22 protein-coding genes are annotated in these 23,210 nt (G+C 51.0%); 8 read left to right on the top strand and 14 right to left on the bottom strand.

From position 1 onward, the window contains the following. Positions 1–163: 163 nt before the first annotated feature. Positions 164–1,924 carry a DUF885 domain-containing protein gene (locus KDN34_RS01785; protein ID WP_212595244.1) on the bottom strand — a complete coding sequence of 587 codons (1,761 nt, stop codon included), beginning with the start codon at positions 1,922–1,924 and terminating at the stop codon, positions 164–166. A 501-nt stretch (positions 1,925–2,425) separates the two neighbouring features. On the opposite strand from KDN34_RS01785, the gene KDN34_RS01790 reads away from it, so the two are divergent. Continuing rightward, positions 2,426–3,640, top strand: a complete 1,215-nt coding sequence (locus KDN34_RS01790) for a M24 family metallopeptidase (RefSeq protein ID WP_212595245.1) — start codon at positions 2,426–2,428, stop codon at positions 3,638–3,640. 35 nt (positions 3,641–3,675) lie between these two features. Here the strand turns inward: KDN34_RS01790 and KDN34_RS01795 are convergent, their stop codons facing one another. Next, positions 3,676–3,873, bottom strand: coding sequence for a hypothetical protein (locus KDN34_RS01795; RefSeq protein WP_212596717.1), 198 nt, complete (start codon positions 3,871–3,873; stop codon positions 3,676–3,678). 239 nt (positions 3,874–4,112) lie between these two features. On the opposite strand from KDN34_RS01795, the gene KDN34_RS01800 reads away from it, so the two are divergent. Together KDN34_RS01800 and KDN34_RS01805 are read left to right on the top strand one after the other, a co-directional pair. Continuing rightward, positions 4,113–4,694 carry a sigma-70 family RNA polymerase sigma factor gene (locus KDN34_RS01800; RefSeq protein ID WP_212595246.1) on the top strand — a complete coding sequence of 194 codons (582 nt, stop codon included), beginning with the start codon at positions 4,113–4,115 and terminating at the stop codon, positions 4,692–4,694. Then, the gene (locus KDN34_RS01805; RefSeq protein WP_212595247.1) at positions 4,691–4,885 is read left to right on the top strand and encodes a zf-HC2 domain-containing protein; all 195 of its coding nucleotides are present in this window, start codon (positions 4,691–4,693) and stop codon (positions 4,883–4,885) included. Before KDN34_RS01800 ends, KDN34_RS01805 begins: the two co-directional genes overlap by 4 nt. 205 nt (positions 4,886–5,090) lie before the next feature. On the opposite strand, the gene KDN34_RS01810 is transcribed toward KDN34_RS01805, so the two are convergent. The 4 genes from KDN34_RS01810 to KDN34_RS01825 all read right to left on the bottom strand — a co-directional run bounded on the left by KDN34_RS01810 (position 5,091) and on the right by KDN34_RS01825 (position 7,551). Then, on the bottom strand, positions 5,091–5,486 hold the full coding sequence (locus KDN34_RS01810) for an HvfX family Cu-binding RiPP maturation protein (protein WP_212595248.1): 396 nt from the start codon (positions 5,484–5,486) through the stop codon (positions 5,091–5,093). 54 nt (positions 5,487–5,540) lie between these two features. Further along, on the bottom strand, positions 5,541–6,278 hold the full coding sequence (locus KDN34_RS01815; RefSeq protein ID WP_212595249.1) for an HvfC family RiPP maturation protein: 738 nt from the start codon (positions 6,276–6,278) through the stop codon (positions 5,541–5,543). After that, positions 6,268–7,101, bottom strand: a complete 834-nt coding sequence (locus KDN34_RS01820) for an HvfB family MNIO-type RiPP peptide maturase (protein ID WP_212596482.1) — start codon at positions 7,099–7,101, stop codon at positions 6,268–6,270. Before KDN34_RS01820 ends, KDN34_RS01815 begins: the two co-directional genes overlap by 11 nt. A gap of 78 nt (positions 7,102–7,179) precedes the next feature. Then, complete coding sequence (locus tag KDN34_RS01825; protein ID WP_212595250.1) at positions 7,180–7,551, bottom strand: HvfA family oxazolone/thioamide-modified RiPP metallophore; 372 nt, start codon at positions 7,549–7,551, stop codon at positions 7,180–7,182. A gap of 262 nt (positions 7,552–7,813) precedes the next feature. On the opposite strand from KDN34_RS01825, the gene KDN34_RS01830 reads away from it, so the two are divergent. Further along, positions 7,814–8,389, top strand: a complete 576-nt coding sequence (locus KDN34_RS01830; RefSeq protein ID WP_212595251.1) for a nucleotidyltransferase family protein — start codon at positions 7,814–7,816, stop codon at positions 8,387–8,389. 12 nt (positions 8,390–8,401) lie between these two features. Here KDN34_RS01830 and KDN34_RS01835 read toward each other — a convergent pair whose 3' ends face one another. From KDN34_RS01835 to KDN34_RS01850, 4 genes are all read right to left on the bottom strand, one after another. Further along, entirely contained in the window at positions 8,402–9,457 is a 1,056-nt protein-coding gene (locus tag KDN34_RS01835) for an XdhC family protein (protein WP_212595252.1), read from the bottom strand. Positions 9,458–9,561: 104 nt separating this feature from the next. Beyond that, positions 9,562–11,865 carry a xanthine dehydrogenase family protein molybdopterin-binding subunit gene (locus KDN34_RS01840; RefSeq protein ID WP_212595253.1) on the bottom strand — a complete coding sequence of 768 codons (2,304 nt, stop codon included), beginning with the start codon at positions 11,863–11,865 and terminating at the stop codon, positions 9,562–9,564. After that, positions 11,849–12,331: a (2Fe-2S)-binding protein gene (locus KDN34_RS01845; RefSeq protein ID WP_212595254.1), complete on the bottom strand. Its 483-nt coding sequence runs from the start codon at positions 12,329–12,331 to the stop codon at positions 11,849–11,851. Before KDN34_RS01845 ends, KDN34_RS01840 begins: the two co-directional genes overlap by 17 nt. A 20-nt stretch (positions 12,332–12,351) precedes the next feature. After that, positions 12,352–13,650 (bottom strand): cytochrome c, encoded by a 1,299-nt coding sequence (locus tag KDN34_RS01850; protein WP_212595255.1) that lies wholly within the window; start codon positions 13,648–13,650, stop codon positions 12,352–12,354. Between the two features lie 405 nt (positions 13,651–14,055). Between KDN34_RS01850 and KDN34_RS01855 the strand changes: the two genes are divergently transcribed. Both KDN34_RS01855 and KDN34_RS01860 read left to right on the top strand, forming a co-directional pair. Next, the gene (locus KDN34_RS01855) at positions 14,056–15,252 is read left to right on the top strand and encodes an MFS transporter (RefSeq protein ID WP_212595256.1); all 1,197 of its coding nucleotides are present in this window, start codon (positions 14,056–14,058) and stop codon (positions 15,250–15,252) included. Positions 15,253–15,503: 251 nt separating this feature from the next. Next, positions 15,504–16,220 carry a sulfite exporter TauE/SafE family protein gene (locus KDN34_RS01860; protein WP_212595257.1) on the top strand — a complete coding sequence of 239 codons (717 nt, stop codon included), beginning with the start codon at positions 15,504–15,506 and terminating at the stop codon, positions 16,218–16,220. Between the two features lie 70 nt (positions 16,221–16,290). Here the strand turns inward: KDN34_RS01860 and KDN34_RS01865 are convergent, their stop codons facing one another. The 4 genes from KDN34_RS01865 to KDN34_RS01880 all read right to left on the bottom strand — a co-directional run bounded on the left by KDN34_RS01865 (position 16,291) and on the right by KDN34_RS01880 (position 20,442). Then, positions 16,291–17,571 (bottom strand): hypothetical protein, encoded by a 1,281-nt coding sequence (locus KDN34_RS01865; protein ID WP_212595258.1) that lies wholly within the window; start codon positions 17,569–17,571, stop codon positions 16,291–16,293. Positions 17,572–17,696: 125 nt separating this feature from the next. Further along, entirely contained in the window at positions 17,697–18,752 is a 1,056-nt protein-coding gene (locus tag KDN34_RS01870; protein WP_228730394.1) for a 4-oxalomesaconate tautomerase, read from the bottom strand. Then, positions 18,745–19,422, bottom strand: a complete 678-nt coding sequence (locus KDN34_RS01875; protein WP_212595259.1) for a 4-carboxy-4-hydroxy-2-oxoadipate aldolase/oxaloacetate decarboxylase — start codon at positions 19,420–19,422, stop codon at positions 18,745–18,747. Before KDN34_RS01875 ends, KDN34_RS01870 begins: the two co-directional genes overlap by 8 nt. Positions 19,423–19,431: 9 nt before the next feature. Further along, complete coding sequence (locus tag KDN34_RS01880) at positions 19,432–20,442, bottom strand: amidohydrolase family protein (RefSeq protein ID WP_212595260.1); 1,011 nt, start codon at positions 20,440–20,442, stop codon at positions 19,432–19,434. A 174-nt stretch (positions 20,443–20,616) separates the two neighbouring features. On the opposite strand from KDN34_RS01880, the gene KDN34_RS01885 reads away from it, so the two are divergent. Further along, positions 20,617–21,849: a LysR family transcriptional regulator gene (locus KDN34_RS01885; RefSeq protein ID WP_212595261.1), complete on the top strand. Its 1,233-nt coding sequence runs from the start codon at positions 20,617–20,619 to the stop codon at positions 21,847–21,849. Positions 21,850–22,168: 319 nt separating this feature from the next. After that, positions 22,169–23,191 (top strand): TRAP transporter substrate-binding protein, encoded by a 1,023-nt coding sequence (locus KDN34_RS01890; protein WP_212595262.1) that lies wholly within the window; start codon positions 22,169–22,171, stop codon positions 23,189–23,191. Positions 23,192–23,210 lie beyond the last annotated feature (19 nt).

A 23,210-nucleotide genomic window follows, 5' to 3' on the forward strand; every position in this document is an offset into this window, starting at 1 on the left:
AAGGATGTGTTGTACAGCAAAAGCTTATAACTTCATTGCTCTCTTCTGTATTGCCACGAGTCTCTGAACAAGGTAAAAGACGAGGCGGCGGTTTGTGGACATCCATGTCCTTTACGATATTAGGCATCCTGCCCTGAGCTGGCTTCACGGTAACGCGTGTTAATTAATCATCCTGATACGGTGATGGGCCGCCATCGTTAATGAACTGATCAATACGCGCATCTAGCACTTTCATAGGGACTGAGCCAAGTTGCAGCACGGTATCGTGGAAATTGCGGATATCAAACTTGCTGCCCAGCGCAGTTGCTGCTTTGGCGCGATTTTTTTCAATATCCATTTCACCGAGATAATAAGACAGTGCCTGCCCTGGCCATGCAATATAACGGTCAACTTCGGTAGTGACTTCATGTACTGACAGTGCCGTATTATCCAGCATAAAGTCTTGGGCCTGCTTGCGTGTCCAGCCTTTGGCGTGGATCCCGGTATCCACGACCAGTCTTGCTGCTCGCCACATCTGGTAGCTCAACATGCCGAAAATTTCGTATGGCGTGTGGTAGATGCCCATCTCTTCACCCAGTTTTTCACAGTAAAGTGCCCAGCCTTCACCATAGGCAGAAATATAATAGTTGCGGCGAAACTCCGGCAGGGCTTTGTTCTCAGCCGCCAGTGGCATCTGGAACGCATGTCCGGGCGCAGATTCATGTAGCGTCAGCGCTGGCAGTGAGTACAACGGCCGCGATGGCAGATTGTAAGTGTTAACCAGATAGATCCCTGGGCCCCCACGACCGCCAGTGTAGAAGGGGGCTAAGTCATCCGGAACTGGCACAATTGCAAAGCGACGGCGTGGCAGCCGGCCAAACCAGTCGCCAGCGACTGCGTCAAATTCCTTGGCAATCCAGGCGGCGCGATCCAGCAGCGCTTGCGGAGTTTTGACATAAAATTGCGGGTCGGTGCGCAGGAAATCCAGAAAGGCTTTCAGGTCGCCTTTAAAACCCACCTGTTGCATGACCTGATGCATCCGCTCACGGATCTGGGCGACTTCATCCAGACCTATCTGGTGGATCTCATCGGCAGTTAAATCCAGTGTGGTGTATTTCTCAATCTGGGATTTATAAAAGGCTTTGCCATCAGGCAGGTCGTAGGCTGCCAAGGATTTTACCGCTCCTGGGATGTATTCCTGACGCAGAAAGCTCAGCACTTGTTGGTGCGCCGGGATCACATAATCGCTCATGGCTTTGAGGCCTGCGGCCTGCAGTTGGGTCTGCACCTCTGCCGGTATTGTGTCGGGCATTTTGGTAAAAGGTTTGAAAAACACGTTGTCTGCCGGTGTGGCAGTGGCAACGGATTCTGCGGTGGCATCACGGCCCTGCAAGGTAATTTGCGGCAGGGTAAAGCCACGCTGTAAACCGGCGCGCATATTATCAATGTTTTGCTGGAAGTAGCGTGGCATGTCAGCTAACCACTGCAGATAGTGACGATAATCTGCTTCGTTATGAAAGGTCTGATCCGTCATATAGGTGAGATCGCCCCAGAATGAGGTGTCACCAGATAGCGGTCGTTCATAGACTTTGTTTTCAATGTCAGACATTAACGAGCCAATTTGCTCTTTATAAACAGCCAGATTGATTTTATTGGCCGCGGACAGTTTGCTGCTATCGAGCTTGGTGAGCTGCTGTTCGACCTGCTGCCAGTATTTCAAGTGGGCTTGTTGTGTGTTGAAGCTGACATCCGGTAACGAAGAAGGGACGGTATCCAGATCACTGTCTTCATCGACGCTGTTCTGATTTTGGCGCCATTGCCATTCGGTGGAATAAATTTTTTCAAATTGTTGGTTGGCATCAGCGGCCACGGCGGTGTATACCGGCTGCAACAGTGCACAGGCCGCCAGTAACATCGCACGGGAGCCCACGGCAAATTTCGGCACGTTCCTTCTCCTTGGGTGTTAAATAAAAAATGTATCTATCGTATACGCTATGAAAACCAAAATTAGAATCTTTGTTGTTGGGTGACATCAACCAGCCAAGATGTGCCACCGTTATTGGCAAGTTAGCCGATGCCGGGGTTGGCGAGGCAGATTGGCGTTGCTGGCACTCTCAGCCATCTCATTGTGTGGCTGTCATAGTTGGCAAAAGATTACGGTAACTGACCGCCCATTGCTACTGACGGCGCAAGTGATAGTGTTGCAAACTGTGTGATGACGTGTTGCTGATTTCCAATGCGTGCTGGAAGACAATCGTGGCTAACTGATGCTATTGGTGCCTAGCTGTCTGCTGCATAATGGGCATTGTTTAGTGGTCTCAACCCCAAATGCTCGGTAATTTAACCCGGCTGTCGCCAAGATAACATGACAGCCCTGATGGCGGTTACCGGTTACTGCTGGTGACCGCCTTTGTTATTAATGCCTGCGTACAGGCAAGGAGAATTCATGTCAGACAATGGCATTGGCGGCAAAACCCGCGAACAGGCATTGGCCGCGCTCAGCAACATGACCGCAGATGCAGTGGCAATCAGCCGTGATGAATATCAGGCGCGAATGTACAAAGCGCAATTGTATATGCAGCAACACGATATTGCCGCGCTTTACCTTAATGCCGGCACCAATCTGCGCTACTTTACGGCGCTGGAGTGGGGCACCAGTGAACGGCTGATGGGCGCAATTTTGCCCGCAAAGGGCGATTTACTGTATCTGGCTCCCGCGTTTGAAATCGATACTATCCGTGAACGACAGGTATTTGCGGGTGACATCTTCGGTTGGGAAGAGCATGAAAGTCCTTATGAATTACTGGTGCGAGTACTGGCCAAGCAGGGGATTGTTTCCGGCAAGTTAGCGTTGGATGAGTCCACTGCCTTCTTTATGGCTGACGGTATTGCTAAAGTCGCTGGTGGCCTTAGTCTGATTAATGGCGGTGTGGTGACTGCCCATTGCCGTATGCATAAGTCTGCGGCCGAGATTGCTTTAATCAAACAAGCCATGGCGATGACACTGGAAGTGCATAAAGCCGCCGCCAGTATTTTGCATGAAGGCATCAGCACCACCGAGGTAGAGCAGTTTATTGAAGCTGCTCATCGCAAAGTGGGCGCCTCGGGTTCCTATTTCTGCATTGTGCTGTTTGGCAAAGCCACTTCATTCCCGCATGGCGTTAAAGATCCACAGATCCTTAAAGCCGGTGATATGGTGCTGATTGACACTGGCTGTCGTTTGCAGGGATATCATTCCGACATTACCCGCAGTTATGTGTTCGGTGAAGCGACGGCACGGCAACGGCAGATTTGGCAGGCCGAACAGAACGCACAATTCGCCGCATTTGCGGCAGCAAAACTGGGACTGCCCTGTGGGGCGGTAGATGATGCGGCGCGCACTTCTTTGCAACAGGATGGTTTAGGCCCAGATTACTGTTTGCCGGGGCTGCCACATCGGACCGGTCATGGTCTGGGGCTGGATATTCATGAGCAGCCTTACCTGGTGCGTGGCAACACCATCCCGCTGGAAACTGGCATGGTGTTTTCTAATGAACCCATGATAGTCGTGCCTGGGGAATTTGGCGTGCGTCTGGAAGATCACTTTTATATGGGTGAGCAAGGCCCTGAGTGGTTTACCCTGCCTAGCACTTCTATTGATGACCCATTCGGTAGACTGTGAGTCAGCTGCTGTAACCGGTGATTACTATCGATGTTTTACTGGTTGTCACTGTTCGCCGTGCTCTCGAATAGCGCGGTGACAACCTCGGGTAACTGTGCCGCCATGCCACACTTTTTCAGGCAATGGCGGCATTTGTTACGTTTAGCACAACTCCATAAACACAGTTGCCATAACGCTTGTTTGGATTCCCGATCCAGACACTGTAAATCTGCCGCACAAAGATGCCCAGCCATTATCAGCTCTGCCAATTTGGTGTCACTGATTGCGATATGGATTTGTCTCGCCATCATCATCCTCGCTTGTATAATCACAAATGATAATTATTATCAATTATGATGCAACTTATTGCATTTGCTGTCCAGCTTGCGGAAATTTTGTGAACTGAAACAAATTTTTGGGTGATTAAGCAGAACTGTTGTAAGTAAGTTACCCTTAACAACGACTAATCGAGTAATACAACCGGAAGGATATTGTGGCCCCAGAACTCCAGACGATTGTTGATGATGCATATATGAGTCAACTTAGACAACAGATGCTGAAATTTGCCTGTTTGCAGCTGCGCGATGAGCATCTGGCGGAAGATGCGGTGCAGGAAGCCTTGATTGGCGCGATAAAAAATATCGGCGATTTTCGGCATCGCTCGGCGCTGAAAAGTTGGGTTTTTGGCATTCTCAAACACAAGATTGCCGATGTGCTGCGACAACGGCAGCGACAGTTAGACTTTAGTGAACTCGACGAGACTGAAACGATGCTGGAACAGCTGTTATTTGACAGCCGCGGTCACTGGAACGCCGGCGAGCAACCGCAACACTGGCAATCACCCCAGCAGTCAGCCGTGGATGAAAATTTCTGGCAGATCTTTGAGGCTTGTCTGGAGAACCTGCCGGAAGCACAAGCGCGGCTCTTTATGATGCGCGAGTTTATTGAGTTGGATTCAGAGGAAATCTGTCAGCTCCATGACATCAGCCTTAGCAACCTCTACGTCATGTTGTATCGGGCGCGCTTAAGGTTGCGGGAATGTCTGGAGATTAAGTGGTTTCAGGAGGCGCTATGATACTGAACTGTCGTGAAGCTGCGCGTTTGTTGTCTGAGGCGCAGGAGCGAGAGCTATCCTTAGGCGAGCGGTTAGCGTTACGGTTACATTTAATGTTTTGCGCAGGTTGCCGTAATTTCGGGAAACATGTCAATGTGTTACGTGATCTTTCACGGCAATATGCGAGCGGTCGTCGGACCGATGGTAAGTAGGGGTAAGCGCGCGGTTGAGCCAGAAATCGATACTGATATAACGGCCTGCGCCATAGAAAAGCAGCATTAACAACATCACAAAGTAAGTGGCGGTAAATTCAATACCATTTTTCAGGATAGTGATACTTCCGACTTCAGTGAGTTGTGCATAATTTCCTTGCTGCTACACTAAAGCGATCACCTGTTGTTTGTGCACCGCCGCCTGTTACAACAGATCTTCTCGCCATTCCCAGGGCACTGTAAGCGTGGTTTCCGGCAATACATGCCAGCCGTTCTCCCAATGTGCGGTAACCGCAGCGACCACCATAGTGATCATCAGCGGCATAGAAAAGAGCCGGACACCGATACCCAGCAACAGCGATATTCCACCGATTAACTCAACGGAACCTGCCAGAATTGCCATCAGCATCGGCGCCGGCATATTCAAGTATTCACTAAAATAATAGGCGGTATCTTCAAGTGCCGCGAGCTTTCCCCAACCTGCCAGGATAAATATCGGCGCCAGATATAGACGTAACAGCAGCTGTCCCAAGAAATCCAGCTGACTTACCCGTTGTGATAACGTGGTCAGGTGTCGATAACCTCGAAGCAAGATTGGCATCTGAACCTCCTGTTAATAGCGCGCCAACGGTCATCATCGCCTTGATGGACAAGGTCACTGACCGATGATGCCTCGCTCTGACAATTCAGGGAGTAACGCGAGTAGTCCCCGTTGCAATTGGGCCTTAGGCCACTCAGGATAATGGGCAGCGATTTCCAGCAGCCACTGTTCAGTATTGGCTCCCGGATGGCTGCCGAGAATATGTAATGCCTGGCAAAGCAGGGGGGTGATGCTCATAAAGGTGACATCATCATTCGCATCACGATAGAGCAATAAGCTGGTGGGGGCTGCCGGTGCGTGTAGCGGTTGATATGCCTCACCAATCAGCTGCACTGGAAACGTGTAATTTACCGCAATCGCCGTCGCGCTCAAATATACCGGCGCTGTTAGCGCACCACGCCACTTGTGAAGCGGCGCAGCTTCACAAGTGGCTACCGCCAGTTCCAGCCATTCGTAGTGCAAGAGTTCCGGCAGAAACGGTTTGTCTGTCAGTCCCTGCGGATAGTGCTGTTGGATATAACTGACAAAAGTTGCCGGAATATCCAGAAACAGCGGACTGCTACAATGGTGTCGCGCAATAAACTCCATGAGTAACGGCTGCCATAACTCCCCGGTTAACTTACGACTCAGTGGGAATGTGTTGTTGATAAAACTACTGATATTGTTCGCCACCAGCTCACGATATACCTGTAACCGTCGCGGATTGAGTCCGTCAGCCACCGGCATCTCTGGTTGGCGCAGTTGTGCGGCAAACTGGTACTGCTGTTCACGAAAGTCGCGGTTAACTGGCATCGCGAACCTCCTCAACCTCGTGCTGATAGGTCGTTATCTGGGCTAACTCTGTTAGTAATTGTGTTAATGGCGGAATATTAAAATCCCGCTCCAGCAATGTGGGTTTGACTCCGTGAATGGCATACGTCTGTTGTAACAGGCACCACACGGGATCAATAACGCTGGCACCATGTGTATCAATCAGCAAGCCATCGTCTTCGCGGAAGTGACCGGCCATGTGCAGGTAGCTGATCGCGGCGCTGGGCAGCGCTTGAATAAACGCCAATGGATCGTAGTCGTGGTTGCAGGCGTTAACATAGGTGTTATTAACGTCGAGCAGTAATTGACAACCGGAACGTTGTTGTACTTGCAGCAAAAACTCCAGTTCGGTCATTTCGGCACCGGGTGCCAGGTAATAGGAGGCATTTTCCAGGATCAACGGTTGTCGGAGATAATCCTGTACTTGCTGAATCCGTGTCACCACATAAGTCACTGCTGCTGGGGTAAAGGGGATCGGCAACAGATCGTACAGGTGACCATCGGCACTGCAGTAACTTAGATGTTCCGAGTAAATGCTGATTTCATTCTGCTGCATAAAGCGTTTGATTGATGCCAGTAATTCCATATCCAGCGGGTCTGGGCCGCCAATCGACAGCGACAGTCCATGGCAGATTAACGGGTAACGTTCGCTGACCCGCGCCAGTTGCTTGGCGTAGCGCCCCCTCAGTCCTAACCAGTTTTCCGGTGCTAGTTCCCAGAAATCCACTTCAGTGGGTGATGTGGTTAATACTTCATCCAGCAGTTGTCGTCTCAGACCAAGTCCGGCACCTTGCGGCATTTGCATCATCTGCGCTCCTCTGCGATAAAGTGAATTGGCGAGCGACAAGCCACTCGCCATTGTCGATTAACCGCTGCTACCGGTTCACACGGTTGTCTTTGGATCGGCAGGCTTTTCCTCTTTCTCAGGTTTGGTTTTTTCGGGCATTTTTTTGTTGGTACCACAGGTCGCTTCCTGTTTCATTTTCTGCTCCGCACCACACTTACCTTCGCCACATTTTCCTTCCTGTTTCATTTTTTGCTGTGGCACTTTGGTGGCTTCTTGCAGCTTTTTATTAGCACCGCAGCTGGCCTCTTCCGTTTTCTTGGCCCCGCAATTACCTTCAGCCGCGACGAGCTGATAGCCACTACTAAGTTGGGTCATGGCAAATGGATTCGCCAGCGCCTGGGGGGCAACAGTTGCTGCGGTTAAGCCGGTCAGTGCCAGTGCCATAGTAGATACTTTTAACTGATTCATGGGTCTTTCCTCTCGTTGAATGGGGCTGGTACACACCGACAACTCGCAGACGTGTGTTGCTTGCCACCGAGTGGCAGTCTTTGCCTGTACTCGGTGGTCACATTCTTCTGTCGTGACTACCGCGGAATTTCTTACAACAGACGTGGAAAATTTTGCCGTAATTGCGTGATTAACCTGATTGGCGTGCTATCAAAGGCTTTAAAGTTCAGCTACAACCAGCGAAGATACCGCTAATCTTCAAGGAATTAACTGAGTCACAGAAATGGTAGATCCTCTGGGCATTTTGCTGCTGGCTGCGGGTAAGGGACAGCGATTCAAGGCGGCCGGCGGCGTTGGCAATAAACTGCTGGCACCTTATGCCGATGCGGCAGGTCAGCAGCGTCCTTTACTGGCACTGACGCTGGCACAGGCGGCAGCTTCTGGTTTGCCACTGCATCTGGTGACTAGGCCACAGTCTGAGGCGATTGTTGATCTCGCCCAACAATTTGGTGCAACGGTGACCTTATTGGAAAGCGGCGGCAGCGGTGATTCCATTGCCGCTGGTGTGCAGGCTACAGCGAATTGGCGTGGTTGGCTGGTCGCGCCGGCGGATATGGCGTGGCTCTCGGCAGATGATTATCTGAAGGTTGCAGCCGCGCTGGTGAATGACAATGCTCAGGCACGATTGATGTGGCGGGATATTCCGGGGCATCCGGTGGGATTTGGGCGAGCCTATTTTGCCGGGTTATCGGTACTGCGGGGTGATCAGGGCGCACGACAATTACTGTTGCCGCAATACTTGCAGTTACTTCCCGGACATGCGGGGGTGATTAAGGACGCGGATCTGCCACGTCCTTAATCGGTAAAACAATTAAATGGCGCAGCTGGCAGCGTCTTCGCTGATACTTTCCAGCGTGTCCAAGGTGCCCTGAACCACAGGGGCGGGTGTCAGGTGACCAAGATTCTTCACCCGCACAATGTCGGCCATAATCGCTAAAGCGATTTCCGCTGGTGTCTTACTGCCGAGCGCCAGTCCGATAGGGGCATGGATCCGTGCCAGTTCGGCGTCACTGAGTTCGCCAATGCGGATCAGTCGCTCGCGCCGTTTTCCCGAGTTGCGCGCAGAGCCCATTGCACCAATATAAAATGCTGGCGTATTAACCGCTTCCATCATGGTCAGATCATCCAGGCGCGGATCATGGGTTAACGCCACGATAGCAGTGTTGGCATGACAGCCATTTTCTTCCAGATACTTGGCAGGAAACGTCGGCAAAAGCCGCGCACCTTGTGGCAGTTCTGTTTCCAGTTTCTGTAACTGCTCAGCGCGTGGTTCACACAACAACACTTCAAATCCCAGCGCATAACCAAATTCAGCACAGTAATGAGCAACTGGTGAATAGCCTGCCAGCAACAGGCAGGGGGCCGCCGCCATATGGATATCGATGTCAGGATACTGACAACTGATGACGGTGTTACCGGAGTAATCACTGGGGACAATACTGTGGCAGGCATTGGGCAACGTGAGCTTTTTGACCAGCGCCTGATAACCTTGCACCGCTTGCAGTTGTTGGTGCAGATAGTCAACGGTTTGTGTTCCGACGGGTAAGTATTCGACCAGCACATCCAGAATACCACCACAGGGCAAGCGCACTTCTGGCGCTAGCTCTCCGTCACCATAACGCACTACCTGGCTGGGTTCGGTCCAGCGCCCCGCAGCGATTTGGGTCAAGAAATGGTCTTCTACACAGCCGCCAGACAAAGAGCCACAATATTGGCCATCATGCCGCGCCACCAGCAGTGAACCTGGAGAACGTGGCGATGATCCCCAAGTATGTAACACAGTACATAACCAGATAGCATCATGAGTAGCCCAGGCGCTGGCCTGTTGCAGCACTTTGGCATCGAGGGGCTGGGAAGATTGAGACATACATCGGTTCCTGTCAGCGACTAAGCAGAATAACAACTCGCCGCTTAGCTTAGCGATTGATGAAATAAAGCCCGACACAATCATCGGGCTTTATTGTCTAAGGCTTATGCCTTAAGTGCAGTTTTAACGTCATCCGGCGTCATCGGGATTTTTCTCAGTCTTACCCCAACCGCATTATAGATAGCATTGGCAATCGCCGGTGCTACAGGGGTTACTGCCGGCTCACCTAAACCAGAGGGGGCCATCTTGCTGGGCATAAACTCGATTTTGACTTCCGGAGTCTGGCCAATACGCAGCGGTGTGTATGTATCGAAGTTACCATCTTTGAACTTGCCATTAACCAGTTCAGTTCCTTCGTACAGTGCCATCGATAAGCCCCAGAGTGCAGCGCCCTGGCATTGGGCTTCTGCACCATTCGGGTCAACAATAATGCCGGCATCTACCACAACGTACAGCTTCTGCACATCTACCAGCCCTGTTGCTTTATCAACATGCACCTGCGCGGCAACCGCTACCCAGGTTGGCATATCACGTTCCTGACCAAAAGTGGACGCGATGCCCAGTCCGGTACCTTCTGGTTGCGGGGCACCCCAACCAATCATTGCGGCAGCCTTTTTCAATACGGCAGCCTGACGACTGGCGCCACCGGCAGCGATTGGACCACTACCCGCATTACGACCTTCAGCCGTCAGCAATCCCAGACGAAACTCCAGCGGATCTTTGCCTGCGTGGTGAGCTGCTTCATCCATAAAGCTTTCTACCGCCCAACCTACCCAACCTGGGCTAACTGAACGTAACCATCCGGGACGGAAAGAATCGTTCGCCAAGTCGTTGGAAACGGCACGTACCTTTTGCGCCCCGACGGTGTACCAGTGATCCGCTCCAGCGATGGAGAACGGGTCAAACGGTTGACCATTGATGCCTTTAGGCATAAATACCGGGATCATCACTTCGGTTGGCCAGCCCGCAGTGGCAGAATGTTCCATCGCGATCACGCCTTTGTTTTCGTCAAAGGCCATTTTCAGTTGCTGTACGGATGCAGAACGTGGGCTGTCGAACGCCAAATCTTGTGGTCGCATCATTAGCATCTTGACCGGTTTTCCGCCCAGCGCCTTAGAGGCTAATGCAGCGGGAACGGTGTAGTCACCGTTCAGACGGCGACCGAAACCACCGCCGAGCAAATACGCCCGAATGGTCACTTCATGTTCACTGACACCCAGAGCTTTGGCCACCACCGGCGTGGTCAGCGATTGCCACTGACAACCCGAATGAACTTCCCAAATGCCGTCCTGATTTTTGAACACCAGGGCATTCAGTGGCTCCATCTGTGCATGCAGTACAGTTGCCGTCAGATATTCATGTTCAATGGTGTCGCTAGCTTTGGCAAATACGGCATCGGTATTGGTATCACCGGTATCAAGAATGGCGCCTTTACTGCTGTCTTTCAGCAGCTCACGGCCATGATTGATAATATCCGCTTCTGATACTTTCGCTGCAGCACCCGCCTCCCAGCTGACTTTCACTTTTGCGGCAGCTTTTTGTGCAGCCATAAAGCTGTCGGCAATCACCATCACCCAGCCTGGGACTGTGCCACTTGGGTCGTCCAGAACGAGTGTCTGCTGGTAGCCTTTCACGGTTTTGGCTTCGCTATCATCCATTTGGGTGACTTTGGAACCATAACGGGTTGGCGGCAGCAAAGGTGCGGCATACACCATCCCCTCGACTTTGGCATCGATACCAAAAATCGCTTTACCGGTGGTTTTGTTGGCAATATCCAACGAAGTCACGGCTTTACCAACCAGCTTCAAATCATCATTGGGTTTCAGCGGCAATGCCTTCAGTTCATCAGCGGTGAACTGACGGGTCAGTCCCATCGCGACTAAATCACCGTAGCTGATCTCGCGGTTGCCAGAGATGACTTTACCATTGTGGGCTTCACAGGCGTGTGGTGAAACGCCCCATTTCTTAGCCGCTGCTTCAATCAGTGCGGTACGGCCGGCTGCCCCTGCCTGACGGTATACTGGCCAACTCTGTGATACTGACCAGCTACCACCAGTGACCATCAATCCCCATTTCTTGGCGCTATCAACGTGAACAATTTCCACGTTTTCCCAAGGTACTTCGAGCTCATCAGCCAGAATGCGGGCGATAGAGGTCCCCACATGCTGGCCCATCTCTGCACGGATAATGTTGACTTTAACTTTGCCGGCCTGATCGATGGAATACCACAGTGACGGTTCGTACAGCGAACCTTCATCTGGCAGAACTTTGCCATCGGCAGTTGCCGGGTCCATTGCAGCAAACACGCTGCGCGGGAAACCAAAGCTAACACCAACCGCCGTCATTGCCACCAGGAACCCACGACGGGTCATGCCGGAGGCTTCACGTTTATTAGACAGCCTGATCATCTTTTGCTCCCTGTTTCATCGCGTCTGCGGCTTCATGAATCGCTTCACGAATACGCACGTAAGTCATACAGCGACAGAGGTTGCCGCCCATTACCGCGTCAATTTCAGCATCTGACGGATTAGGAATATCTTTCAGCAGCGCAGCCGCCTGCATGATCTGACCTGATTGGCAATAGCCACATTGCGGCACCTGATGTTTTTGCCAGGCTTGTTGCAACGGATGATCACCTTTTTCAGACAGACCTTCGATAGTGGTAATGCTGGCTCCTTCTACCGCCGATATCGGCGTAATACAGGAACGGGTAGCTCGGCCACCTACATGCACTGTACAGGCACCACAAGTACCGATACCGCAACCAAATTTGGTACCAGTCATGTCCAGTTCGTCACGGATCACCCACAGCAAAGGAGTGTCGCCATCAACGTCAGCCACCACTGGCTTACCATTTAAAATAAATTTCGCCATTTGTTCACTTCTCCCGTGAATTACTGCTCGAACCGGGGTTGATGACGGATCAAACCCACTTGCTGTTGTAGATTTGGCCAAGGTTGCTCGCCTGCGTTATGTCGCAGATATTCGGCAATGGCAGCAATTTCATCATCGCTAAGCGCATGGCGGAATGCTGGCATAACTACGCCAGGAATACCTTGGTTGCTTCTGACACCATCAAGCATCACGTTCACTAAGTTAGTTGGTTCATCCAGATGCACCGCACTGCCCAACGCCAATAATGGCCGACCTTTTTTCAAGGTGTTGCCACTAAAATGGCAGGACGCGCAGGCGGTAGCATAGAGGCGGGCACCCTGGTTGATACGGGCATCAGGCATTGGATGTTGTGCCTTAATGGCCGCTTGCAGTTTCGGATTTGCAGCCGGATCGTCGCTGTTATTACCTGCTATATCACCGAAATACACACTCAATGCTTTTAAGTCACTATCGGACAATGCGGCCAGACCGTGATGGACAACGGGAGCCATTGGTCCTGCAGCGCTACCGTGGAATGGTGAGTTACCGGTACGCAGATATTCATAAAAATCCTGTTGGCGCCACGGTAATGGTGAGGTGCTGGTCGCTGTCAGTGATGGCGCAATCCAACCATCAATCGGCGCACCTTCATACATATGACTGTACTTTTCACCACCTAAAGAATTACGCGGAGTATGGCAGGCACCGCAGTGGGCAATCCCTTCAGCCAGATAGGCCCCACGATTCCATTCTGCGGATTTGTCGGTATGTTCCGCAAAGGCGCTGGTGTCAGCAAACAGCATTTTCCAGCCGGCTTGCAGGAAGCGGATATTCAGCGGGAACGGAATGCCGTTAGCTTTTTTCTCCTGCTTAACCGCGGGCACAGATGACATGATATAGGCATAGATCGATTTGATATCGTCATCAGTCATCTTGTTGAAATGTTCAAAAGGGAAGGCCGGTAGCAGATGATGACCATCGCGGCTGACACCAGTGCGCATGGCACGAATGAATGCCGCTTCAGACCAGTCACCAATGCCAGTCTCTGGGTCAGGTGTAATGTTGCTGGAATAGATAGTCCCGAAGTCGGTATTCATCTGATAGTTACCAGCGTACTCCTGACCACCTGAGGCGGTGTGACAAGTACTGCAATAACCAGCGGCAGCCAGCATCTTTCCATGAGCGATGGTTTCTGCTGAGAATTGATCCTTGGCTGGTGGCGTAATAGGTGCAATTTCGGGGTGCCAGGCGTAGATACCGAACAACACTAGTCCGGCAACCACCACACCACAAATGCTATAAATGATGCGCTTACGCATATCACATTGCCTCACAATTGAGTGGATGATAAAAGGGTAGGGTGAAAACCTAAAAATCCCTTTTTAAATTAATACATTATATTTATTTGCTGAATTCCTTGTCGCTACATTAAGATGTGCTTAATGTAACGTTTTCTGTTATTCATGTGATCTGGATAACAAAACGAGTTTAGTTTAATACAAAACCTTTTTACTGGTAAGCCTTTATGTCGCCGTGTGTGTAATTTCTGAATATTTATTCGGCAGTTATCATGTTGACCTGTATTAGTTGATTGGAATGCGGAGTGAAGGTCGACTAACATGCTGCACTTTTATTAAGACGCCACGTCTAATAGTGTCGGCATCTTAATCTGGCAACAAACCGCCCACTTTGGGCACCATTGATTTCAGCGTAAGGGTGTGAAGATGACTTCAGGTAGTACACAGATAGCTTCAGGAAAACAGATGGTGTTAATCCTGATTGCGCTGGCGATGGGCACTTTTACGCTGGGGCTAACAGAGTTTTCGGTGATGCCAATGCTGCCGCTGGTCGCCGATAGTTTCGCGGTATCTGCGGCACAGTCAGGGCATATTATCAGTGCCTACGCGTTAGGGGTTGTCGTAGGTGCGCCGTTATTGATGCTACTGACACCAACGCTGAACCGACGTACCGCCTTGGTACTATTTGCATTGATGATCTTTGTCTTTAATGGCCTGAGTGCAGCGGCTGCCTCATTTGAACAAATCGTGCTATTCCGCTTTTTAAGTGGTATTCCCCATGGCGCATATTTTGGTACCGCACTGTTATTTGGCGCGAAGTTGGCCCCCGAAGGTCGCAGCACCTTGTACATGTCGCGGGTATTTACCGGGCTGACCATTGCGACGATTGTCGGTGTGCCGGTGGCAACGTTGCTGGCACAACATTTCAGTTGGCGTTGGTCGTTGGTACTGGTGTCGTTATTGGCATTATTGACCTGCTTACTTCTGTGGCGGACCTTACCTTCGCTGCAAGCCGATAGCCAAGGATTACGCAGTGATCTCGCGGTACTGAAAAATCCCCTGGTGTGGCCAATTGTCGGTATCGCTGTGATCGGATTTGGTGGCGTGTTCTGTCTCTATACTTATCTTGCCGATACGATGTTGGACGTCACCAAGGTGCCGGATTACTACATCTCGATTGCGATGGTGATTTTCGGGGTTGGTTCCACCGTGGGTAACTGGCTGTTTGGTCAGGTGAGAGATCGTGTGGTTGCAAAAGTTACCGGCATTGGGTTGATCTATTGTACGGTGCTGGCGCTGGTCTACGTGCAAGCGGCAAACAATGTATGGTTTTTGTATAGTGTGGTGTTCCTGCTGGGCGCCAGTCTGGGGTTAACTACCGTGATCCAGGCAATGCTGATGCGGGTCGCCAAAGGCGGACATGCGGTTATTGGCGCGCTGCTGCAATGTGCCTTTAATAGCGCGAATGCCATCGGCCCCTTGGCCGGCAGTATGGTGTTGGCAAAAGGCTATGCGGCCAACTCCACGGGGTATGTGGCGGCTGCTTTGTTTGCTGGTGGTTTTGTGATGTGGTTTGTCAGCCGCGTGCAACGGCAAAGACAGGAACGACTGGCCGTCGGTTAGAGACCAAAACTACTAAAGTTGTCTGGTGTTGGTTGCTGTACCTGCGGATGTTGGCCAAGGTCAGCAAAGTAACAAGCGTTCGAATTTACGATAAAAATGCCGAGTCTTAATCTCGGCATTCGAAATCAGCACCTCAGCACCTCAGCACAAAATCCGGCATGCTATGCACCACTTATTTCATCATTCGTTCAGCAGTCACGTTATTATGTTGATACTATTGGATAGCCGTGTTTTTCCACTCTGGACTCGTTGTGCCCATTGAGCTTGCTTTAGGATTAATTGCTGCCGTCACTTCAATTGTCACCGCCATTATTGGTTTCGGCGGTGGTATGTTGCTTATCGCTGTGATGCCGTTGTTTCTGCCCGCGGCGGTGATTATCCCCATTCACGGCTTTACTCAGTTGGCCAGCAACGCCTCTCGGATGGCGTTTGATCTGCAAAACGTTAATCGTCAGCTGCTATGGCCATTCTTAATTGGCTCTATCGCCGGTATCGCCGTATTTGGTTGGCTACTGCTCAATATTCACAGTGATTATATTCCGCTGGCGATTGGTATCTATTTGTTACTGAACACCTGGAGTACCTGGTTTGCACGGTTGATCCTGCGTTATGAAAACTTCTATCTGGTGGGCTTTCTGCAAACAGGTTTAGGATTGGTGGTGGGCGCCACCGGCCCGCTGGGATTAAGCATTCTCAATAAACACATTGATGATCACAATGAGGTGATCGCCACTAGTTCGATGTTTATGACCATTACCCATCTGTCCAAGCTGGCGGTGTTTGGCGTGATGGGATTTGCGTTGTGGGATTATTTGCCAGTGTTACTAACAATGACGCTGTGCTCCATTGCAGGTTCATTTATCGGTACGCGCTTACGCCACAAAGTGCAACGTGAGCAGATAAAGCCGGTCATCAAAATATTGCTGACGTTATTGGCGCTTAACATGATTGCCAAGGTATTGTTATAAAAATAAAAACGCCCTTCGCATCATCACTGAATACGAAAGGCGGGAGCACAACTATTAGATTGCAGGCTGATTAGAAGCTGTAGTTCACCATGAGCTTCATGTACGTCATATCATTATCTTCAACGTCACTGCGGTCGTAGTTCATCAATCCCAGCTGTAAACGTGTCATCAAGCCCGGAACTGCGGCAAATTTGTAGCTCAAATCCAGGTTAAGCTCTGAACCCCCATCGTAATGTTTGCCGCTAGCCGCCATGCCTTCATCACTTTGGTTCCACATGGCGTAAGTCACTTGTGGCTTGAAACCCTCGATACCGAAATCATAGCCAACTGTGAATGAGGTCGTACCCAAGCCTGCGAAAATGTCATCAGTGATGGTATCGCTATAACTGCGGAACTGTGGCACATGACCCAAAGTCCCGGGGAAGTTATTGGCATCGTCTATCTTGGTGTATGCGGCTTTTAACGAGAATTTATCGAGCTTACTCTTGGCTTGTACGCCCCACGCGCCAGAATCTTTCAAGGTGTCATACTGCGCGGTCATATATTTGGCCGACAGCGTCAGCGGCAAGTTCGGCAGCTTATAATCGATACCGGCAAAACCGGTCTTATATGCATCGGCAGTCACGGCAGCGGTTGGTGGGTCGCCCACTGGTGTGTTGTTATTGTTATCTAACCACTGCAACTCGATATCAAGACCGGTGATCGATTTGTTCATCAAATACACAGACCATACCGGGTTGTCATAACGCTTGTCGGTTTGCGTGACAGAACCGTTAGAGTCATCGCCATAACGCATCAACCAGCGGGTGACGTACATAAAACGAACTTCGGTTTGCGGCAGATCTTTGTTGGTAAATACCACTGCGTCGAAAGCGTCTTTCATCGGCCAAGCGCTACTGTTCATCAACAGAGGGCTGACGATATTCTGACGACCTACACGGATACTGGTGTTAGTTATGGCCTTGTCAAAGTCGTAATTGACATAACCTTGGATCAAACCTGTCGAGGTAATGGTGTTACGCGTTTCATCTTCACCGCCAGTCACGCTGGAACCGGTACTTTTATCTTGCAACCCCCAATCGATACCTGACTGGAAACCTACCGCAAAGGTTAAGCCATTCCACGCTGCGGTTTGATAATTGACGCGTAGTGCGCTGCTGCCGGTATTGTTGTTATTTAGAGGGCCTGCTTCAGCCTTGGCGTCGGTGTAAGAACTTTGCGTAACCACGTTACGTACTTCACCATCGACCTTACCGCTTTGCAATGCCTCGCGAAACGAAGTGTCAGCTTGAGCCGTCGCCATAACACCAAGGGTGGCCCCCAGTAACAGGCTAATTTGGGTTAGTTTCATGTTGATCTCCAAGTACTTGATTTTCGCTGACGCCCACGCCATGTAGCTGATTCCCCAAAGGCCAACCCATGACCACCCGGTGATTGTCGCGATCGTTGTTGTTGTAAATTTTTTTTGGCCGGTCCTTAGCCAAATACCTCTCCATCGAACAGCTTTCTCGCGGTTCGCAAAATTGCGGCGCGAAATTCCTGAGAATCTTTGGTAGGTGTCAACACCACGGTCATCTCACCTGATGGGTGTTCAACACTGAGTTTTTTGTGATCGCCAGCGGGTAGCTGTGCCAGTTCACTGGCAACGGAATCTTCCAGTAGACAAGCGGTCGCGACACTGACAGCCCCCAATACGCCAATGGCGTCGTGGCAGCGATGCGGAATAAAGGTGCGAGTCGTGAGACAACCACCATGCTGTGGCGCACTGATGAGGCACATTTTCGGCACTGACTTTTGGCTGACATCGCCAAGGTTCATCAGTGATCCTGCTTGCAGGCGGATAGCTTCCAGCCGTTGCCGCAGTCGCGGATTTTGTTCCAGCGTTTCTGGCGCTTCGTTGCCACTGAGCCCGAAATCTGTGGCGGCTAATAGCACCACCGGCATGCCGTTATCGATGCAAGTCACCGCAATCCCATCAATGAGGTCGCGTTGATTACCGGTGGGCAGCAGTGCACCACAGTTAGCACCCGCGATATCGCTGAATTCAATCAGGATTTCAGCAGCTGTGCCGGGTACACCATCGATGCGTGCAGAGCCTTGATAATTCACTTTGCCCTTGGGCGTACTGATGAGAGCCGTGGCGATCTGGCCGCTGTTCTGTGTAAAAATCCGCACTGGTGTGGTATCTGCCTTGGCCGCAACTAAGCCACGTTCAATGGCGAAAGGGCCAACTCCGGCGAGAATGTTGCCGCAGGGCTGGGCGTCGGAGACGATGGCTTGATCGACAAACACCTGCAAAAACAGGAAGTCGACATCAATGCCAGATTTTTCAGAGCGTTGCACCAAGGCCACTTTGGAGGTCAACGGATTCGCACCGCCAATACCATCAATCTGGCGCGGATCCGGCGAACCCATGATCCGCAGTAAAAACTGATCACGTTCGCTGCGCTGTTGTGGCAGATCTTCTGCGAGGAAATAAGCGCCTTTGGAGGTACCTCCTCGCATCCACATGCAACGGGCGGAATCAGACATATTTCAGTCCTTTCTGTGCCAGGCGTGGGCGCATGTCATAGATATCCAGTCCCAACTCACCGTTGGCCAAACGCAGGCGCTTTGCCTCTTCGCGGGCTTCACGCGCTAGCGCTTCTTGCAGCACCACTTCCGCTTCTTCGCGGCGCACCACCACCACACCATCATCGTCCGCCACAATGATGTCGCCGGGATTGATCAGCTCACTGGCGCAGACCAAAGGCAAGTTCACCGAGCCCAAGGTTTCTTTGATGGTGCCTTGAGCGAATACATGGGCAGACCACACCGGAAACTGCATCTGCCGCAGAATCCGGGTATCGCGTACACCGCCGTCGATCACTAGGCCGACGACGCCGCGTGCTTGTGCCGAAGTCGCCAGTAAATCGCCAAAGAAACCATGGTTCGACGGTGAGGTTGGGGCGAACACCAGAATGTCACCGGCTTGGCACTGTTCAATCGCCACATGCATCATCCAGTTATCGCCCGCAGCACCGGAGATGGTAATGGCTGAACCCGCGACCGCCACATCTTGTTGGATCGGTTTTAACTGCTCACCCAACAGGCCTTTACGCCCTTGCGCTTCATGAATAGTGGCTACGCCTAACTTAGCCAGCGCATCGATAGTGGCTTGCGCTGCTCTTGTAATTGTCTGTACTACGAGATGTTGTTGCATCACGGCTCCTTACACGGCTAAACGACTGAATACACGACGGGCATTGCCTTCAAAAATCTGCTGCTTTTGGGCAGCGCTGAGCTTGCTGTTGTTGTCGATATAGCGTTTGGTGTCGTCAAAGAAGTGGCCGGTTTCTGGGTCAACACCACGCACCGCACCGATCATCTCTGAAGCGAATAAAATGTTGTCGATAGGGATAATATCCAGAAGTAAATCAATACCTTTCTGGTGATATACACAGGTGTCGAAATAGATGTTCTTCAGTGCGGATTGCTCCAATGGCGCATACCCCTGATCCTGCATCAAGCCGCGGAAACGTCCCCAGTGATACGGCACCGCACCACCACCATGTGGAATAATGATTTTCAGGCTAGGGAAGTCTTTAAATACGTCGGACATCACCAACTGCTGAAAGCCGGTGGTATCAGCGCCGAGGTAGTGCGAACCCGTGGTGTGAAAGCAGCTATTGCAAGAGCCACTGACATGGATCATCGCCGGGACGTCGAGCTCGCACATCTTTTCGTACAGTGGATAGAAAGCGCGGTCGGCCAATGAGGGGCCATGCCAGTGTCCACCTGATGGGTCGGGGTTCAGGTTGCAGCCGATAAAGCCCATCTGTTCAACACAGCGCGCCAATTCGGCAACGGATAACGCCGGATCGACGCCTGGCGACTGCGGTAACTGCGCTACCGGCGCAAAATTTTTCGGAAACAGATCGCAAACACGGCGGATCAGGTCGTTTTGATGCTCAGTCCAGTACTGACTGGTGTAGCGATTGCCAATGTGATGCCCCATCCAACTCGCACGGGGCGAGAAGATCGTCAAGTCGGTGCCACGTTCCCGCTGTAAGCGCAGCTGGTTGCGCTCAATGCTGTCGATGATTTCATCATCGCTAATCGGAATTGTGCCTTTCTCACCACTAAACAACGGATCGGCTTCCACTTCCGCAATTTGGCGTTGCCGATAATCGCCGACGGCTTTTGGCGTTGTGGTGTAGTGTCCATGACAGTCAATAATCATCTGTTTTCACTCTTGTTTTTACTAAGCGACTGATGACCGTTCAACAAAATTTGTTGGGTCGAAGGTAGGCTGAGTATTGGCAGCACTCGCCTAATTGACTATTTCAATTTCGGTGGAGAGGTATTAGTTTTTGAGATAGGACACCTGCAATTAACAAAAAAAGCACATCTAAAAATGATAGATAAATTACTAAATATCAGACACTTGAGAGTTTTTTGCGAAGTTGCAAGAACTAAGAGTATTAGCAAGGCTTCCGAGAACGTTTTTCTATCGCAGCCGGCGATGACCCAAGCCATTGCCAAATTGGAGCACTTGTTAGAAACGAGTTTGTTCCAGCGGAAACACGAAGGCATGTATCTCACCGACAGTGGCGAGTTGTTGCTCGTGCGAGTGGAAAGCGCCTTTAAGTTGTTGCATGAGGGGCTGCGTGATGCACTGAAAAACATTGATAATCAACGCTGTAACCTGTTGCTCAATGCATTAACTACCACACAATTGCGGGCACTAGTGGCGATGGCGTCAGCGCGCAGCATCAGCGAAGCCGGCCGCAATATCGGCATTGCCCAATCAGCAATTCATCGCTCCATCAAAGAGCTGGAAGCCCTGCTGAAGATACAACTATTGGAAAAAACCAGTACCGGCATTAATCCAGGCAAGGCTGCGTTGATCCTGTCGCGCGCCAGTAAATTAGCCTTCTCCGAAATCAATCAGGCGTGTGAAGAGATTGCGTCGTTGCACAGTCGGGAAACTGGTCACTTGCAAATCGGCAGTATGCCGCTGGCTCGAACTTCGGTATTACCCAACACCATTTTGCATTTCAGCGAGCAGTATCCCGATTTTACCATTTCGGTGGTAGACGGCCCTTACAGCGATTTGCTGCACCATTTGCGGCACGCCAATATCGACCTGTTGATTGGTGCTTTACGCTTCCCGGTGCCCACTGATGACGTAGTACAGGAAGCGTTTTTCCAGTCGGAAGTGGTGATAGTCGCTAGGCCCGACCATCCGCTAATGCAACGTCCAGTGACGATGGAGGATTTAATTCAAGCCTCCTGGGTAGTGCCGCATCAATGGACACCGACACGTGCCATCTTCGAGCAGTTCTTTGCTAACGCCAACAAACCCTCGCCGAAACGGTTGGTGGAAACCTCATCGCAAATTCTGATCCGCAGTTTGCTGGAAGGCAGTGACCGCTTAACTGTAACCTCATCACATCAGTTTCAACGCGAACTCGACGAAGGCTGGCTGGCGATTTTGCCGTTTCGTATTCGTGATGCTTACCGGCCGATTGGCATCAGTATGCGTAAGGGTTGGCGCCCCACGGCAACCCAGCAAGCTTTCATTGAGATGTTGCGGCAACAGGCGGGCAGCGTGACTGGCTACCATCCGCATTCTGACGGCGAATGAACCTGAATTTATTAGACTTATGGCTAACAATGACTAACTCATGAATATGGATGTATAAATATCATATTGATTTAAAACGATTTAAAAAACTAAAAGATAATGTGCTTGAGAGATCTTATATCAATTTTGAATAGCTGGTGGGATTTACGAATTGTTCTCTCGAAAAACCAGATGCTAGGTTTCAACTCGCAGAAGCAAAACATAGCACTTCAGCATAGTCTGCCGAATTGCGGTTGGGGACCGGTAGCACGGAACCGCAGGATTCGGGTGAGGCTGAACTAAGCGCTACAAGCGCATACAAGAATTACAGGAGCTTCAGATGCATCGCAACATGATTAAATTGGCTGTGGGTTTAATGGCTGGGTTAGGTATCAGCTGCAACAGTATGGCCGCCGAATATACGCTGCGGTTTGCGCACCATTTTCCCGCTGTTTCATCGCCACACAAACAGATTTTCCAAGCCTGGGCCGATGAGGTTGAGCAGGCGTCCAATGGCCGCATTAAGGTTGAACTGTACCCTTCATCAACGTTGGCTAAGCCACCGGCACAATATGACGCTGTGGTTAACGGCATTGCCGATATTACTGCAACCATTCAAGGCTATACCGCTAACCGTTTCCCACTGACGCAAGTGGTAGAACTGCCTGGTGTCGCCAAGAACGCGGAAAACGGTTCCTGCATCATCGAAAACCTCTACGATGAGGGGCTGATTTCGCAAGAATATAAAAACACTAAGCCACTGTTTTTATTCACTCATGGTATGGGGCTGATCCACACCACCGATAAGACCATCAATACCCCAGAAGACCTAGCGGGCTTGCGCATCCGCCGTCCATCGGCAGTGGTGGCGAAGTTTCTGGAGCAAGTGGGCGCTCAACCTGTGGGGATGCCTGCACCAGAGTCATATCAAGCCATGCAAAATGGGGTGATTGATGGTGTGAGCTTACCCTGGGAAGGCGCATTAGTGTTCCGTCTCAATGAGTTGACCAAGAAACACACAGATATAGGTGGTCTATACACACTATCGTTTATCGTCACCATGAATAAGCGCAGCTACAACAAGCTGCCCGCGGATCTGAAAAAGGTGATTGATGAGCACTCAGGTTTGGCTTGGTCAAAACGTGCGGGTGCGGTGTTTGACGAATTGGATAAAAAAGGTCGTGCACAAGCGGTGGCGCTGGGCCAAGAAATTGTTGAAGTCAAAGAAGGCATCAACAATCCCGCCTGGAAACCAGTGTTAGACAAAGTGACGGAAGAATATCTGTCAGAACTGGAAGCCAAACATCTACCGGCGCGCAAAGTGTACGCTCGAGCGAAAGAGTTATCGCAAACCTGTCAGTAACAGAGAGTCACAGTACGCG

This window comes from Shewanella yunxiaonensis, from assembly GCF_018223345.1.
GTDB classification, from domain to species: Bacteria; Pseudomonadota; Gammaproteobacteria; order Enterobacterales; family Shewanellaceae; genus Shewanella; species Shewanella yunxiaonensis.